The organism is Variovorax sp. J22G73, from assembly GCF_030317035.1.
Lineage (GTDB): Bacteria > Pseudomonadota > Gammaproteobacteria > Burkholderiales > Burkholderiaceae_C > Variovorax.
Genome location: NZ_JASZYK010000001.1, coordinates 1189140 through 1204271, shown reverse-complemented (window position 1 = coordinate 1204271; position 15132 = coordinate 1189140). Strand labels below are relative to the sequence as shown.

Here is a 15132-nt window from a genome sequence, read left to right as displayed (position 1 = left end):
GCTCAGGCCGTGGCCGCTTCGGCCGTGTTCGACGATGCTGATTCGGCCAGCTGCGCCACCGCCAGGTTGCGCATGTGCCGCCGCAGCCGCACGATGCCCAGGTCGTGCTGGTACAGGTTCTCGTGCTGGTTGGCGTCGGCCTCCATTTCCTCGAGCATCACGCGGTCCTGCTCCAGCACGTGCCAGTGGCGCGCCTCGAGCCGGTTCTTGTACAGGAAGCGCCAGGTGTCGCGCTGCCAGTCGTTGGGCAGCTTGCGCACGCGCCAGAAGAAGGTGGCCGTCATGCCCTTCACGATGGGCGAGAACGCGCCCACGATGATGAAGTTGCCGCCGGGGCCGCCGGTCTTGGGGTACGGGATTTCGAGGCGCATCCAGTGGATGCCGGTGTCGGCCCACTCGGTCCAGTCGAAGTTGACGTTGCGCTGGCCTTCCTTCTCGAACACGAAGCCGGTGTCGGTGGCGCGAATGCCGAACCTGGCGCTCGAGTCGCCCTCGGCCATCGAGTGCGACTGCTTGTGCAGGTACGTGCCGTGCATCGGGTCCATCACGTTGTCGAGCACGTAGCGGTAGTCGCCCTTCCACTCGGTGTAGCAGAGGAAGGCGCCGTACTCGGCGTCGTCCGTCAGCTGCTCGGGCAGCACCAGCGGCGGCGGCACGTCCACCGGCTCCTTGGCGTTGTAGAGAAACACGGCGCCCGCGCGCTCCTGCACATGAAAGTGGCGCGTGGCCTGCGAGCCTTCGAGCTTGCAGCCGGGGCTGCCGGGCACGCGGGTGACCACGCCGTCGTGCCGCACTTCCACGCCGTGGTACGGGCACGAGAGCCGGTCGCCCAGGATCACGCCCTGCGACAGCGGCGCGCCGCGGTGCGGGCAGCGGTCTTCCAGCGCGTGCAGCACGCCCTCGCCATCGCGCCACAACGCGATCTTGCGGCCGAGACGGCGCAGGGAAACGGGGTTCTCCTTGATGAAGTGCGAGGGGCAGATCGGATACCAGAGATCCTTCAGGCCGATCTCGAGCAGGTGGTCGACCGGGTCTGCATGCGCGGCCGCGGCGGGGTGGATGGCGATGGTCATGGGGGTTCCTCTCAGGCGGCCAGCGCGGCCATTTCCTTGCGGTACAGCGCCTCGGTCCAGGGCTGGCCGCCGGGCGTGGCGAGGCCGCTGTCGTTCAGGCGCTGCACCAGGCCGGGCAGGTCGTGGATGCCGTCGGCGAAGGCGCGTTCGATCACGTCGCCCAGCAGGTCTTCGTAGGTGGTCGCGGGGCGCTGGCGCGCCTGGTGCGGTTGCAGGTAGCGGTCTTGTTGCATCGGGGGCCTCCGTGGGGTGAGGGGGAAATGAATCGGCGCTCAGGCGGGCGCCATAACCGCGTGGGCAGGCGCGCCCAGTGAACCCAGTGGCGCGCTCCATGCGTCGTAGCCGTAGACCCAGTCGGCGTTGCCGCCTTCGCGCAGCCAGTTGTTGCCGCGCGAGCCGAGCTGCACCTGGCTGGCGCGTTCGATGCGGGCGCGCTCGAAGTCTTTCAGCGCGGCGGGCACGTCGGCCATGGCCACGCCCTCGAGGTGGCGCGCGAGCACCACCGCGTCTTCGATGGCCATGCCCGCGCCCTGCGCCATGAAGGGCAGCATCGGGTGCGCTGCGTCGCCCAGCAGCGCCATGCGGCCCTGCGTCCAGGCGGGCATCGGGTCGCGTTCGTACAGCGCGGTCTTCAGCACCGTGTCGCAGGCGTCGAGCAAGGCGCGCGCCTCGGGGTGGTAGGCCACGTACTGCTCGCGCAGCTCGTCGACGCTGCCGGGCGCGGTCCACGACTCCAGGTGCCAGGTGTCTTGCGGCGTGGTCGCGAAGATGAAGATGTCCCTGCCCCGGTTCAGCGGGAAGGTGACGATCTGGCTCTGCGGGTTCGGGCCCCACCACTTGGTGAAGGCGCCCAGGTTGGGCACGCCGGCCACGCGCTCGGCCGGCACCACGGCGCGGTACGCCACGATGCCGGTGAAGCGCGGGCTCTCGGCGCCGAACATGGCGGTGCGCACGCACGAGTGGATGCCGTCGGCGCCGATCAGCGCGCCGACGCGCGCGCCGGTGCCATCGGTGAAGTCCACGGTCACGCCCTGCGCGTCGGGCGTGATCTTCCCGGCGCGCTTGCCCAGCACGACCTGCTCCGCCGGGAACATGTCGGCCAGCGCGGCCAGCAGGTCGGCGCGGTGGATGGTGAGCTGCGGCGCGCCGTAGCGCTGCTCGGCCGAGTCGGCCATTTCGAGCCGCGAGGTTTCTTCGCCCGTGTCGTAGGTGCGGCTGATGCGGTGCGACGGGCGTGCCGCCGTCACGCGGGCCGCCTCGCCCACGCCCAGGCCGTCGAGCGCGCGCACGGCGTTGGGCGTGAGGTTGATGTCCGCGCCCACGCGGGCGAACTGCTTCGCCTGCTCGAACACGACCACGTCGTGCCCCGCGCGTTTCAGCGCAATGGCGGCCACCAGGCCCCCGATGCCGGCACCGACGATGCCGATGGTGGATTCGCTTGTCTTCATGGCGCGGTCCTTACTCGGCAACGATGTTGCGGGCCTTGATGATCCTGGCCCACACGGCCGTCTCATCGCGGATGTAGCTGGCGAACTCGGCCGGCTTCATGGCCGCGTCGGTCATGCCCTGCAGCTTCAGGCGCTCGCGCACCTCGGGCTGCGCGAGCATCTCGGCGGCATCCTTCGCGAGCTGCTCGACCACCGCGGGCGGCGTGCCACTGGGCGCCATCAGCCCGTACCACGAAGTGACGGACACGCCCTGGATGCCCTGCTCCGCCAGCGTGGGAATGTCGGGCGCCGCGGCGCTGCGATGGGCCTCGGTGATGCCGATGGCCACCAGCTTGCCCTGCTTCAGGAACGGCAGCGTCGCCGGCAGGTTGCTGAACATGAGCGGCACCGAGCCGCCCAGCACGTCGTTGAGCGCGGGCGCCGTGCCCTTGTAGGGCACGTGCAGCATGTCGATGCCGGCCTGCTGCTTGAAGAGCTCGCCCGCCAGGTGCAGGCCGCTGCCCACGCCGGGCGAGGCGTACGACAGCGTGTTGGGCCTGGCCTTGGCCTGCGCCACCAGTTCCTTCGCGTTCCTGATGCCCGACGAGGGCGAGGCCACCAGCACGTTGGGCGCCTTGGCCAGCATGGTGATGGGCACGAAGTCTTTCGCCATATCGAACGGAAACGCGGGCATCAGCGTCGGGTTGATGGTGACGTTGCCCGCCGGAATCACCAGCAGCGTGTGGCCGTCGCCCTTGGCGCGCTTGACCTTCTCCATGCCGATGTTGCCGGCCGCGCCGACCTGGTTGTCGACGACGGCCGCCTGGCCGTAGCGCTTGGCCAGGCCGTCGGACAGCACGCGGGCCAGCGTGTCGACCGGGCCGCCGGGCGGGAACGGCGAGATGAGGGTGAAGCGCTCGCTGGCGAGCTGCTTCTGCGCATCGGTCTTCTGTTGCGCGTGCGCGGGAGCGGCCGCGGTGAATGCGGCGAATGCAGTCAGTGCGGCGAACAGGACGGAAAGGTGGAATCGTCGTTGCATGGTGGTCGGGTGGCTGGGGTCTGCGGTCATTTCTTCTCGGTCAGGAAAGCACCTTTGGGGCCTTCCGCGTTCTTCTGGCGGCGCGTGTGGCCGTCGAGCCCGCCGTCGACCGCCCACTCGGCGAACACGGTGGGGCCGGGCTCGAACTCGCGCGGCTGCCAGTCGGCGGTGAGCTGGTCTTCGTCGGCGTAGTACTCGATGAGGCCGCCGGCCGGGTTCTTGAAGTACCAGAAGTACGCGGACGACACCGGGTGGCGCCCCGGGCCCAGTTGTGTCTCCCAGCCCCGCCGCGAAAAGTGCAGGCCGCCGCCAAACACCTCGTGGATGTCGCGCACCGTGAAGGCCACGTGGTTGAGCCCGCGCTTGCCCGAGGGAATCTGCAGCAGGAACAGGTCGTGGTGGCCGCCTTCGGGCGCGCAGCGCATGAAGGCACCGCGGTTGGGGTAGCTGTCGGAGGCGACGAAGCCGAAGCGCTGCGCGTAGAACGCGCTCGTGGCCTTCACGTCGCTCACGAAGAACACCACGTGGCCCACTTCGATGGGCGTGGCGCGCTCGTAGACCGGCGCGGCCTGGTTGATGCGCGGCTTGGCGTTCCAGGTGTTCATGGCGCCGCAATCCACTTGCACCGCGTGCTTGCGGCTGACCTGCAGGCGCACGGCCAGCCCGTTGGGGTCGATGCAGCCGATGCGGCGCGCGCCGTCGACGGTGGTGTCGAAGAAGGCCGGCTCTTGCGCGATGGCGGCGGCGTAGCGGTCGAGGTCGGCATCGCCCTGCACGCCCCACACCACTTCGCGCAAGGTCGGGCCCTCTTCCATAGCGGGCGGCAGCCCCTGCTTGTTCGACGCCGCGACGACGACCTTGCAGCCGTTGAGGCACTCGAACACGAGTTCGTCGGGCGCCTGCGCCTTCAGTGCGAGGCCCCAGTCCTCGAAGAACTGGCGGCATGCGGGCAGGTCGTCCGCGCCGTAGGTGATCTGGTCGATGCCAAGTACGCTCATGGTGTGTCTTGCCTTTCAGTTCGCCCAAGGCAGGGGCTGTTCGTTGGTGCCCCAGTACATGCTCTTCTGCTCCATGTACTGGAAGATGCCTTCGCGGCCCTTCTCGCGGCCCAGGCCGCTGTCGCGCCAGCCGCCGAACGGCGTGGACACGGAAAACTGCTTGTAGGTGTTGACCCATACGGTGCCGGCCTGCACCGCGCGGCCCAGCTTCCACGCGCGCTTGAAGTCGCGGCTCCACACGCCGGCCGCAAGCGCGTACACGCTGTCGTTGGCCTGGGCGATGAGTTCTTCTTCGTTGTCGAAGGGCATCGCGACCAGCACGGGGCCGAAGATTTCTTCCTGCGTGGTGCGCGCGCTGTTGCCCAGGCCTTCGATGATGGTCGGCTTGTAGAAGTAGCCGTGGTCATAGCCGGCGCCATGCGGGCGTACGCCGCCCGTGCGAATCCTGCCGCCTTCGGATACGCCGAGCTCCACGTAGCGCTCGATGCCTTCGCGGTGCTTCGCGGTGATGAGCGGGCCCATCTGCGTGCGTTCCGACGCCGGGTCGCCCACGCGCAGCGCGTTGGCGCCTTCGGACAGGCGGGTGAGAAATTCGTCGTAGATGCCGCGCGCCACGAACAGGCGCGAACCCGCGATGCACGACTCGCCCGACGAACTGAAGATGCCGTACAGCACGCCGTTCACCGCGTGGTCGAGGTCGGCGTCTTCCAGCACCATGGTCGGCGACTTGCCGCCCAGCTCCAGCGACACCGGCATCATCTTGTCGGCCGCGATGTGCGCGATGTGCTTGCCGGTGGTGGTGCCGCCGGTGAACGACACGCGCTTGACCAGCGGGTGCTTGGTGATGGCGTCGCCAATCACCGAGCCCCGGCCCGGCAGCACGCTCACGATGCCCTTGGGCACGCCGGCCAGCTCGCAGATGCGGGCCAGCTCCAGCGCCATCAGCGGCGTCACTTCGGCCGGCTTCACGACCACCGCGTTGCCCGCGGCCAGCGCGGGCGCGAGCTTTTGCGCCTCGCTGGCAATGGGCGAGTTCCACGGCGTGATGGCCGCGACCACGCCCATGGGCTCGTGCACGCTCAGGGTGACGAAGGCGCCACGCGAGGGCGTGATGGTTTCTTCGAGCGTTTCCAGCGCGGCGGCAAAGAACTGGAAGGTGCCCGCGGCGCTGGCCACCAGATTGCGGGTTTCGGTGATGGGCTTGCCGTTGTCCAGGCGCTGCTTCTGCGCCAGCGACTCGCCCTCTTCGCGAATGATCTGCGCCACGCGGTGCAGCACGGCGGCGCGTTCGTGCGGCAGGCGCTGCGCCCAGCCGCTGGTGCGAAAGGCGTGGTCGGCGCGGCTGATGGCCTCTTCCACGTCGGCCAGGCTCGCGGCCTTCAGGCGCGCGATGGGCTCGCCGGTGGCGGGGTACAGGCTTTCGTAGACGTCGCCGCCGCCCAGGCGCCATTCGCCGGCGATGCAGATCGGAAGGAGTTCGGAAGAAATCATGGGGTCACTCGAAGGCTCAGATGGCAAGGGGCGCCACGCGGTTGCGCAGCGCGCGCACGGCGCTGTACACGGTGAGCGCGGAAGTCTTGGGGTTGGCCGCGAGCGGCTTGTTGCGCATGGTCAGCTCGAAGCTGCCGAAGGCGCCTTCGGCTTCGACCGTGTGCACGTTCTCCGTGGTGGCGGGGTCGGCAATGAGGCGCACCAGCGTGCGGTCGAGCCCCAGCCCCGCGAGCGACACGGTGGCCGCCACGTTGGCGTTCTTCGGGTACAGCAGGGCCGCTTCGCGCGCGCTGCCTTCGAAGATGATGGCCGGCTGCGCCAGCGCATCGAGGTCGCGGCCCTGTTCGGCCGGCGTGCCCTTCCATGCCTGCGGCGGCTTGCGTCCGGTGTAGCGCACGCTGTCTAGGCCGCCGATGCGCGCGGCGGCCAGCGCGTCGATGGCGCCGATGGCCCCCGCAATCAGCTGCACCTGCGTGCGGCCCGCGACGGCGGCGGCCTCGAGCTGCTCGGCGAAGCCGGCGGCCGACAGCGCACCGACCGACGCCACGACGCAGGGCGTGCCGCGCGCGAGCGCGGGCAGCACATGCTGCTCGATGGCGGCATGCCCCGCGGTCTCGACCACCAGGTCGATGCCGCTGGCCGGCACGCTGCTGGCCACCTGCACGCCGGGTGCGAGCTGCCGCACGGCGTCTTGCGCCGCGGCCACGCCCTCGGCGGGCACGACGACGGCGACCACCTGCAGCGCGGCGTCGCCCCGCAGCAGTTCGAGCACCGAGGTGCCGATGGCACCGCAGCCGATGAGAGCAATGCGCAGCACGTTCACTTGCCTCACTCCACCGAAGCGGCGGCCTTGCCGAGCGCCGGAATCTGCGTGACGGTGTTGGTCGGCGGACCGGCGAAGGCGCTCTTGAAATCGCCGATGGAGAGCATGTCGATCTCCAGCAGGAACGGGCCCTTCTGCGCCAGCGCCTCGCCCAGCTTGGCCTTCAGCTCGTCGATGCGCTGCACGCGGGTGTGCGGCAGCTGCAGCGACTTGCACAGCAGCGCGTAGTCGGGCGTGTGCAGGTCGGCGTAGCAGCGGCGCCCGCCGTACTGCGCGTCCTGGATGTTCTTGATGACGCCGTAGCCCTTGTCGTTCATGAGCACGATGACCATGTCCGCCTTTTCCTGCACGGCGGTGGCGAGCTCGCCCAGGTTCAGGATGAAGCCGCCGTCGCCGGCCAGGCAGAAGGTCTTGCGGCCCGATGCGGTTTCCGCCGCTCCCACGGCCGCGCCGATGGCCATCGGCATGCCCTGCCCGATGCCGCCGCCCGTGGCGTGCACGCCGGCGCTGGGCGCGAAGATGCGCAGCTCGCGGTTGCCCCAGGTGCTGTTCGACACGGTCACGTCGCGCACCCAGTTGAAGTTGCGCCCGGCCGCCGCTTGCAGCGCCTTCACCAGCTCAGCGTAAGGCCCCAGGCCGTCGGTGAGCGAGGCCACCGCCTGCGCGTGCGCAGCGCGCAGCTCGGTGAGCAGCGCGGGGTCAGCCTGGTAGTTCGCGGCTTCGAGGCGGTCGGCCAGGCCGTCGAGGGCCAGCGCCGAATCGCCGCAGACGAACTGCTCGGTGGCGTAGCCGCGGCCTTCGGCGGCGGCGTCGGCGTCAATGCGCAGCAGCGGGCGCGGCAGCTTCAGCTCGTACTTCAGCGTTTCGTTGCCGCGCAGGCGCGAGCCGACCACCAGCATCGCGTCGCAGCGCTGGTAGAGCGCCTCGACCGGCTTGTGGATGTTGTACGAGCCGAGCGAACCGGCGTCGTCCTCGGGCACCGTGCCGCGGCCCTGCGTGGTCGTGACCACGCCGAAGCCCAGTTTCTGCAGGCGGCGGATGGCCGCGCCCGCATGGCGCGCGCCGCCGCCGACCCACAGCATCGGGCGCCTGGCCGCGGCCAGGCGCGTGGCCAGCGCATCGAGCGCCGCCTTCGACGGCACGGGCAGCTCGATGGGCAGGGGCGACAGGTCGGCCGGCATCGTGGTCAGCGCGGACTGGATGTCGATCGGAATCTCGACGCTCACCGGGCCGGTCGGCGCCGTCATGGCGAGCTGCACGGCGCGCTTGAGCGTGCCCAGCACCGTTTCCACGCTGCGCACGCGCAGGGCCGCCTTGGACACGGCCTTGAGCATGGTGAGCTGGTCGGGCGCCTCGTGGATGTACGACATGCCCTTGTCGAGGTAGGGCGTCTCGATCTGCCCCGTGATGTGCAGCAGCGGCGCGCCGGCCGTCAGCGCTTCGACCAGGCTGCCGGCGATGTTGCCGGCGGCCGGGCCGGTGCTGGTGAGGCACACGCCCAGGCTGGCGGTGGAGCGCGCATAGGCGTCGGCCATGTTGCCCGCGCCGGCCTCGCCGCGCGCCGGCACGAAGCGCACGGCGCCGCGCTGCGCGAAGGCATCGAGGATGGGCATGTTGTGGATCGAGATCACCCCGAAGGCGGCCTTGACGCCGCACTGCTCGAGAAAGGCGGCGACGACGGCGCCGACGGTGACTGTGTTGTTGTTCGTGGGGTTATGCATGGCGCGAAAGGCCTCCAGAGATGTCGATGTGGCTGCCCGTCGTGTACGACGCGAGCGGTGAAGCAAGGAAAAGGATCGCGCGCGCGGCTTCGCCCGGAAGCCCCAGCCGACCCAGCGGGATGTGCTTGTTCCTGGCGAGCTGGCCGCTCCAGGCGGCCCAGTCTTGCGACTTGTCTTCGCGCGCCTCGAAACGGCGGCGCCACTGGCCCGACTCGACCAGCCCGATCAGGATGCCGTTCACGCGCACGCCCTGAGGCGCGAACTCGGTGGCCATGGAGCGCACCAGGTTCAGCAGGCCGGCGCGCGCGGCCGAGGTGGCGACCATGTGCGGCTCGGGCTGGCGCGCCAGCAGCGAGTTGGCGCAGACGATGGACGCATCGCCCAGCGCCGTGCGCTGCGAGGCCAGTTGCGGCAAAAAGGCGCGCGTGGGGTTGATCACCGAGAAGAACTTCAGGTTGAGCTCTTCGGTCCAGGCCGCGTCGTCGGTGTCGGCGAAGGTGGAGACACGGCCCTGCCCCGCGTTGTTGACGAGCATGGCGGCCGGGCCGAGCGCGGCCTCGCTGGCGGCGGCAAAGGCCCGCACCGAGCCGGCGTCGAGCACGTCGCAGGGCTGCGCGAACAGCCTGGCTTTCGGGTGCTGCCTGCGCAGGCCGGCCACGGCGGCGTCGAGCCGCCCGGCATTGCGACCGCACAGCGCCACGGCGGCGCCGCAACCGAGCAGCAGCTCGACGGTGGCCAGGCCGATGCCCGAGGAGCCGCCCGTGACCACGGCCACGCGGCCCGCCAGTGCGTTGGCGGCGAAGAAGGAAGAAGGCGCTGGGGAAGTCATGTCGTCGGAGTGATGCGGTCGGTGTCGTGTCGTGTCGCGACTTTTTTTTCAGGCCGAACGCAGCGGCACCACCTTGGCGGTGCGCGCGGGCGAGTAATTGAGCAGGCCCGAGATCTCGTCGGCGGTGCCGCGCACGCGCTGCACCATCTCGTCGATGCGGCTCTCTTCGATGTGGCTCGCGGTAACGGTCGCGCCCAGCGCCGCCACGATGTGGCCGCTGTGGTCGCGCACGGGGGCGGCCACGCTGGAGATGTTCGATTCGAAGAAGCCCTCGCCCAGCACATAGCCGCGCTGGCGGTCGGCCTGCACCATGTCGAACAGCTCGTTCACGGTCTTGGGCGTGCTCGGCGAAAAGGTTTCCAGCTTGTCTTCGGGGTACAGCGCGCGCAGCTGCGGCAGCGTGAGGTCTTCGAGCAGGATGCGCCCGAGCACCGTGGCGTGGGCCGGCAGCCGCGTGCCCACGCTGACCGAGCTGGCGAAGGGCGTGGGCGGCGCCACCTTGGCCACGTACACGATGGAACGGCCGTCGCGCACCACCAGGTTGCAGGGCGTGCGCAGCTCGTCGCTCAGCCGGTTGAGCAGCGGCGTGCCCAGCTGCGTGAGCTCCAGCGAGGCCAGGTACTCGAAGCCCAGGCGCAGCACGGCCATGCCCAGGCGGTAGTCGCGCCCGCCCTCGGTGCGCTCCAGGAAGCCCATGTTCTCCAGCGTGGTGAGCAGGCGGAACACGGTGGAGCGCGGCAGGTCGAAGCGGCGCGCCAGCTCGGGCGCGGAGAGCGTGCGGTTCTCGCGGCTGAACTCGCACAGCACGCGCAGGCCGCGCTCCAGCGCGGGCACGTTGTAGCGGTCGGCGCCCTCTTCCATCACTTCGCCGTCGTTGTTGTTGTTGGCCATGCCTGTGGTTTCCTTGGATGTCTTGTGTTCGTTGCGGACTCAGCCGGCGAGCGATTCGCGCAGCAGCGTGGCGACGGCCTGTGGTTGTTCCACATAGCCGGCGTGGCCCGCATCGTCCACCAATTCGAGCGGCACGCCGCACTGGCGCGCCACCGTTTCGCAGGCGGCCGGCGGCGTGACCGCGTCGAGCGCGCCGCAGGCCACGCGCACCGGCATGGGCGGCGGCAGGTCGGCCAGCAGGTCGGCGTTGCACAGCAGCTCGACGGCCTGGCGGTAGCCGCGGTCGTTCAGCCGGGCCATGTTCCAGCGCACCCACTGGCGGGCGTGTTCGCTGGCCTTGTCGGACACGAGCCGGCCGGCGCGCCTGGCGGCCATGCCGGCAATGCCGAGTTCGTCGAGCGTGGCCAGGCGCTCGGCGCGGACCTTGGCGCGCGCTTCGGCACGTGCCGGTGCGCCGTAGCCGATGGCGGGGCTCACGAGCACCAGCCGGCGAATGCGTGCGCTGGTTCGTGCATCCGTGCGCGCGGCCGAGGCCGCCACGATGGCGCCCAGCGAATGGCCGGCCAGCACGCACGAGTCGATGTCGAGCGCGTCGAGCAAGGCGCCCAGCCGCGCGGCGTAGTCGGCGGCTGCGGGGGCATCGGCATCGAGCGGTGTCGATTCGCCGTAGCCCGGTGCGTCCCATGCGATGAAGCGCGCCTGCGACGCGAGCAGCGCCGCGGTGTCGATCCACGAGGCCGCGCCGGAGCCGATGCCGTGCAGGGACACGACCACCGGCCCCTTGCCGCATTCGCGCACCGACACCACGGCACCGCCGCCGACCGCGACGTTGCGGGCGGGAAAGCGGGCGTCGAGCCGCGCCAGCTCGGAAGCCGGCAGGGTCTGCGGATCGAATGCGTTCGGTGCGGCGATGTTGCTCATGGCCGTTCTCAGCGCTTGATCTTCGCCAGCGGATGGTCGGCCGGGTAGGTCGGCGTCACGGGCTTCTTCGCGCCGAGCATCACGCACATCAGCGCGTCTTCGTCGCCGATGTTGATCTCTTCGCGGTACACGCCGGGCGGCACGGAGATGAGGTCGCGGTCGGTCATGACGGTCTCGAAGCGCTCGCCGTCTTTCTCGATCACCACCTTGAGCTTGCCGCGGATCAGGAAGAACACCTCTTCCACGTCGGTGTGCAGGTGCGGCGGACCTTCGTGGCCGGCCGGGATCACCATGGTGGAGAAGGTGAAGTGCTCGGCGGGCACGGTGTTGACGTCCTTGGCCACGCCGGTGCCGCCGGTGCCCACGTAGCGCATCTGCGCGCGGCGGAACTTGGGGTCGAAGTCGGCCTGGAACTTCAGCGCGTCCCAGTCGTACTTGCGGGTCTCGTAGCGCGCGATGCGGCTGTTCATCCACTCCGCGAGGCTGCTGCCTTCGGGCTGCGCCAGGGTGGTGGCGGGTGCATCGCTGATCTTCTGTTGCTCGGACAAATCGCTCATGGGGTTCACTCCTTGGTCGGAAAAAATTCGGGGGGCTGCCTCAGTGCATCGCGAAGCCGCCGTTCACGGCCAGCAACTGGCCCGTGACGAAGCGCGACAGGCCGGACAGCAGGAACAGCGTGGCGCCGCACACGTCGGCGGCCTGCTGCTCGCGCGGAATGGCGCGGCCTTCGAGGTATTTCTGGTGGCGCGCCATGGGCACGTACTCGGTGGCCTCGACCAGCGTGAGGCCGGGCGCCACCGCGTTGACGGTGATGTTGTCGCCGCCCCATTCGCGCGCCAACGAGCGCGTCATGGCAATGACGGCGCCCTTGCTCGACGCGTAGGCCAGCAGGTTGGGCGCGCCCCACAGCGCCGTGTCGGACGCCAGGTTGACGATGGCGCCGCGGCCGCTTTCAGCGAGCGCGGCGCGGCAGGCGCGGCCCATGAGCCAGCTGCCGCGCACGTTGACGTTCATCACGCGGTCCCACATGTCGACCTCGAGCTGGTGCGCGTCGCGCCCGCCCGAGTTGGTGATGGCGGCGTTGTTGACGAGGCCGTCGAGCCCGCCGAGCAGGCGAACGGCTTCATCGGCGCAGGCGACGATGGCGTCGGGGTTCGACAGGTCGACCTGCAGCGCATGCGCCGTGCGGCCCGCGTCGCGCAGCGCCTTCGCCTCGGTCTGGGCCAGGTCGCCGAGGATGTCGGCCAGCACCACGCTGGCGCCCGCCGCGGCGATGCACTGCGCAAAGGCCAGGCCCAGCCCGCGCGCGCCGCCGGTGACGAGCACGCGGCGTCCGGCCAGCAGGTTGGCGGGCAGTTCGGCCAGCAGCGCCTGCAGGCTCGATGCGTCGGGAATGGCTTTGGGTTCGGTCATGGGGTCTCTACGGGGGGCTGTTCGTAACGTTCAGTCGGCCTGGATGCCGAGCTCCTTGATGACCTTGCTGAAGCGCGCGTAGTCGGCGGCGTTGGTCTTGGCGAGCACGTCGGCGCTGCCGCCCACAGGCGTGGTGCCGAGCACGGCCATGCGCGCGACGATGTCGGGCATCTTCAGGATCTCGTTGAAGTGGCCGTTGAGCGTCTTCACGATCTCGGGCGAAAGGTTGCGCGGGCCCCAGAGGCCGTTCCAAGCCGTGACCTCGACGCCGCCGTAGCCCTGCTCCGCCAGCGTGGGCACGTGGGGCGCGAGCGGCGAGCGCCGGGCCGAGGCCACCGCCAGCGGGCGCAGCTTGGCGTTGGCGAAGTACGGCGCCACCGGCCCGAGCGTGATGAAGGTGACGGGCACGTGCCCGCCGAGCACGTCGTTGACGGCCGGGGCCACGCCCTTGTAGGGCACGTGCGCAAGGCTGGCGCCCGAGGCGCGCGCGAACATCTCGCCCAAGATGTGCATCGGCGAGCCGCTGCCGGGGCTGGCGTAGCTGAGCGTCTTGCCGTTCGTTGCGGCGGCCACGGCGTCTTTGGCGCTCGCCAGGTTGCTGCCGCCGCCGGCCACCAGGAACAGCGGCTGGCTGCCGGTCTGCACGATGGGCGTGAAGCCGTTGAGCACGTCGTAGCCCGAGGAGCCGTTGGTCTTCAGCACCAGCTGCGCGATGGAAAAAGTGCTGGGCGCGAGCAGCAGCGTGTAGCCGTCGGGCGCGGCCTTGGACACGAAGGCGCTGCCGATGATGCCGCTGGCGCCCGGGCGGTTGTCGACCACCACCGGCTGGCCGACGCGCGTGGCGAGCTTTTCGGCGAAGAGCCGCGCCAGCGCATCGGTGTCGCCGCCGGCCGGATACGCGACGACGAGCGTGATCGGCTTCGACGGATAGTTGTCGGCCCAGGCGAGTCCCCAGGAGCAGGCGGCGACCAAGGACAGGGCGGCAGCGACGGCGTGGCGGCGGGTGTGTTTCATCGGGTCCGTGGGGTCGGAAGGGTTTTCGGTTTGTTTCTCTAATGAAACAACGATTTATTAATGGAACGCCACGAAGAATACCGACGAAGACAACTTCGTGACTAGGTAGAAACCCTGTATGTCGTAACCCAAAGAAAACAGGGCGGCCTTTTGGGGGCCGCCCTGCGTTGCTGGTGCTGTCGAGTGGTGCTGCGCGCTCGCGCCTTCAACCGCCGTAGCGGGCCACGGTGAGGCCTTCCATGTCGATGTCGGGCGCCCTGCCAGAGAGCAGGTCGGCCATCACGCGGCCGGTGCCGGCCGCCATGGTCCAGCCGAGCGTGCCGTGGCCGGTGCTCAGCATCAGGTTGGGAATGCGGGTGGCACCGATGACGGGCGTGCCGTCGGGCGTCATCGGGCGCAGGCCGGTCCAGAACGAGGCGTCGCGCACGTTGCCGCCACGCGGAAACAGGTCGGTGACCACGTGCTCCAGCGTGTCGCGGCGGCCGGCGTCCAGCCGCAGGTCGAAGCCCGAGAGCTGCGCCGTGCCGCCCACGCGTATGCGGTCGCCCAGGCGCGTGACCGCGACCTTGAAGGTCTCGTCCATCACGGTCGATTCGGGCGCGCCGCCGGCATCTGTGATGGGCACGGTGATGGAGAAGCCCTTCACCGGATACACCGGCAGGTCGATGCCCAGCGGCGCGACCAGCGCGGGCGAATAGCTGCCGAGCGCGACCACGTAGCGCTCGGCGGTGAAGCTGCCGGCGTCGGTGCGCACGGCGGTCACGCCCTTGCTCGCATCGCTTGCGTCGTGCTCGATGGCCTGGATGTTCACGCCGAACCTGAAGCGCACGCCCTCGGCCTCGGCCAGCCTGGCCAGCGCCTGCGTGAACTTGAAGCAGTCGCCCGTCTCGTCGCCCGGCAGGCGCAGGCCGCCGACGAACTTGTGCTTCACCGCCGCCAGCGCGGGCTCGTACTGCACGCAGCCTTCGCGGTCGAGCACCTGGTAGGGCACGCCGGACGCCTTCAGCACTTCCACGTCTTTCGCCGTGCCGTCGAGCTGCTGCTGCGTGCGAAAGAGCTGCAGCGTGCCCTGCATGCGCTCGTCGTAGGCGATGCCGGTGTCGGCGCGCAGGGCGATCATGCAATCGCGGCTGTACTCGGCCAGGCGCACCATGCGGCCCTTGTTGAGCTCGTAGCGCGCCTGCGTGCAGTTGCGCAGCATCGACAGGCCCCAGCGCCACATGGCCGGGTCGAGCATGGGCTTGATGACCAGCGGGCTGTGCCGCATGAGCAGCCACTTGACGGCCTTGACCGGCACGCCGGGCCCGGCCCATGGCGCCGAGTAGCCCGGCGACACCTCGCCCGCGTTGCCGAAGCTGGTTTCGAGCGCGGGCGCGGGCTGGCGCTCCAGCACCGTCACCTCGTGCCCGGCGCGCGCCAGGTAGTAAGCCACCGAGGTGCCGATGACACCGCTGCCGAGAATCAGGACCTGCATGAAAAGTACCCTTTCGAA

The 15132-nt window shown here is 69.9% G+C and carries 15 protein-coding genes; all 15 read right to left on the bottom strand.

Going from position 1 to position 15132, the window contains the following annotated elements; translation table 11 throughout:
• Positions 1 to 2: 2 nt before the first annotated feature.
• On the bottom strand, positions 3 to 1073 hold the full coding sequence (locus tag QTI51_RS05715; RefSeq protein ID WP_116908678.1) for a Rieske 2Fe-2S domain-containing protein: 1071 nt from the start codon (positions 1071 to 1073) through the stop codon (positions 3 to 5).
• A gap of 11 nt (positions 1074 to 1084) precedes the next feature.
• Positions 1085 to 1306: a recombinase-like helix-turn-helix domain-containing protein gene (locus tag QTI51_RS05710; RefSeq protein WP_116908677.1), complete on the bottom strand. Its 222-nt coding sequence runs from the start codon at positions 1304 to 1306 to the stop codon at positions 1085 to 1087.
• Between the two features lie 39 nt (positions 1307 to 1345).
• Positions 1346 to 2521: an FAD-dependent monooxygenase gene (locus QTI51_RS05705; RefSeq protein ID WP_116908676.1), complete on the bottom strand. Its 1176-nt coding sequence runs from the start codon at positions 2519 to 2521 to the stop codon at positions 1346 to 1348.
• Between the two features lie 10 nt (positions 2522 to 2531).
• Complete coding sequence (locus QTI51_RS05700; RefSeq protein WP_116909083.1) at positions 2532 to 3539, bottom strand: tripartite tricarboxylate transporter substrate binding protein; 1008 nt, start codon at positions 3537 to 3539, stop codon at positions 2532 to 2534.
• A 26-nt stretch (positions 3540 to 3565) separates the two neighbouring features.
• Entirely contained in the window at positions 3566 to 4537 is a 972-nt protein-coding gene (locus tag QTI51_RS05695; protein ID WP_116908675.1) for a VOC family protein, read from the bottom strand.
• A 15-nt stretch (positions 4538 to 4552) separates the two neighbouring features.
• Positions 4553 to 6028, bottom strand: coding sequence for an aldehyde dehydrogenase (locus tag QTI51_RS05690; protein WP_116908674.1), 1476 nt, complete (start codon positions 6026 to 6028; stop codon positions 4553 to 4555).
• A gap of 16 nt (positions 6029 to 6044) precedes the next feature.
• Entirely contained in the window at positions 6045 to 6845 is an 801-nt protein-coding gene (locus QTI51_RS05685; RefSeq protein ID WP_165840295.1) for an aspartate dehydrogenase, read from the bottom strand.
• Between the two features lie 11 nt (positions 6846 to 6856).
• Entirely contained in the window at positions 6857 to 8572 is a 1716-nt protein-coding gene (locus QTI51_RS05680) for a thiamine pyrophosphate-binding protein (RefSeq protein WP_116908672.1), read from the bottom strand.
• Entirely contained in the window at positions 8565 to 9401 is an 837-nt protein-coding gene (locus QTI51_RS05675) for an SDR family oxidoreductase (protein WP_116908671.1), read from the bottom strand. Before QTI51_RS05675 ends, QTI51_RS05680 begins: the two co-directional genes overlap by 8 nt.
• 48 nt (positions 9402 to 9449) lie before the next feature.
• The gene (locus QTI51_RS05670; RefSeq protein WP_116908670.1) at positions 9450 to 10292 is read right to left on the bottom strand and encodes an IclR family transcriptional regulator; all 843 of its coding nucleotides are present in this window, start codon (positions 10290 to 10292) and stop codon (positions 9450 to 9452) included.
• Positions 10293 to 10331: 39 nt separating this feature from the next.
• Positions 10332 to 11213 (bottom strand): alpha/beta fold hydrolase, encoded by an 882-nt coding sequence (locus QTI51_RS05665; RefSeq protein WP_286512456.1) that lies wholly within the window; start codon positions 11211 to 11213, stop codon positions 10332 to 10334.
• Between the two features lie 8 nt (positions 11214 to 11221).
• Positions 11222 to 11770, bottom strand: a complete 549-nt coding sequence (locus QTI51_RS05660; protein ID WP_116908669.1) for a cupin domain-containing protein — start codon at positions 11768 to 11770, stop codon at positions 11222 to 11224.
• A gap of 40 nt (positions 11771 to 11810) precedes the next feature.
• Entirely contained in the window at positions 11811 to 12626 is an 816-nt protein-coding gene (locus QTI51_RS05655; protein WP_116908668.1) for an SDR family oxidoreductase, read from the bottom strand.
• Positions 12627 to 12656: 30 nt separating this feature from the next.
• Positions 12657 to 13640 carry a Bug family tripartite tricarboxylate transporter substrate binding protein gene (locus tag QTI51_RS05650; protein WP_116908667.1) on the bottom strand — a complete coding sequence of 328 codons (984 nt, stop codon included), beginning with the start codon at positions 13638 to 13640 and terminating at the stop codon, positions 12657 to 12659.
• Between the two features lie 205 nt (positions 13641 to 13845).
• Positions 13846 to 15114 (bottom strand): D-amino acid dehydrogenase, encoded by a 1269-nt coding sequence (locus tag QTI51_RS05645; protein ID WP_116908666.1) that lies wholly within the window; start codon positions 15112 to 15114, stop codon positions 13846 to 13848.
• Between the last annotated feature and the right edge of the window lie 18 nt (positions 15115 to 15132).

Bases quoted from the DNA above. Each gene is read 5' to 3' on its own strand.
- QTI51_RS05680 (WP_116908672.1), bottom strand. From the start codon at position 8,572: ATGCATAACCCCACGAACAACAACACAGTCACCGTCGGCGCCGTCGTC.
- QTI51_RS05655 (WP_116908668.1), bottom strand. From the start codon at position 12,626: ATGACCGAACCCAAAGCCATTCCCGACGCATCGAGCCTGCAGGCGCTG.
- QTI51_RS05695 (WP_116908675.1), bottom strand. From the start codon at position 4,537: ATGAGCGTACTTGGCATCGACCAGATCACCTACGGCGCGGACGACCTG.
- QTI51_RS05710 (WP_116908677.1), bottom strand. From the start codon at position 1,306: ATGCAACAAGACCGCTACCTGCAACCGCACCAGGCGCGCCAGCGCCCC.
- QTI51_RS05660 (WP_116908669.1), bottom strand. From the start codon at position 11,770: ATGAGCGATTTGTCCGAGCAACAGAAGATCAGCGATGCACCCGCCACC.
- QTI51_RS05690 (WP_116908674.1), bottom strand. From the start codon at position 6,028: ATGATTTCTTCCGAACTCCTTCCGATCTGCATCGCCGGCGAATGGCGC.
- QTI51_RS05670 (WP_116908670.1), bottom strand. From the start codon at position 10,292: ATGGCCAACAACAACAACGACGGCGAAGTGATGGAAGAGGGCGCCGAC.
- QTI51_RS05650 (WP_116908667.1), bottom strand. From the start codon at position 13,640: ATGAAACACACCCGCCGCCACGCCGTCGCTGCCGCCCTGTCCTTGGTC.
- QTI51_RS05675 (WP_116908671.1), bottom strand. From the start codon at position 9,401: ATGACTTCCCCAGCGCCTTCTTCCTTCTTCGCCGCCAACGCACTGGCG.
- QTI51_RS05700 (WP_116909083.1), bottom strand. From the start codon at position 3,539: ATGCAACGACGATTCCACCTTTCCGTCCTGTTCGCCGCACTGACTGCA.
- QTI51_RS05645 (WP_116908666.1), bottom strand. From the start codon at position 15,114: ATGCAGGTCCTGATTCTCGGCAGCGGTGTCATCGGCACCTCGGTGGCT.
- QTI51_RS05705 (WP_116908676.1), bottom strand. From the start codon at position 2,521: ATGAAGACAAGCGAATCCACCATCGGCATCGTCGGTGCCGGCATCGGG.
- QTI51_RS05715 (WP_116908678.1), bottom strand. From the start codon at position 1,073: ATGACCATCGCCATCCACCCCGCCGCGGCCGCGCATGCAGACCCGGTC.
- QTI51_RS05665 (WP_286512456.1), bottom strand. From the start codon at position 11,213: ATGAGCAACATCGCCGCACCGAACGCATTCGATCCGCAGACCCTGCCG.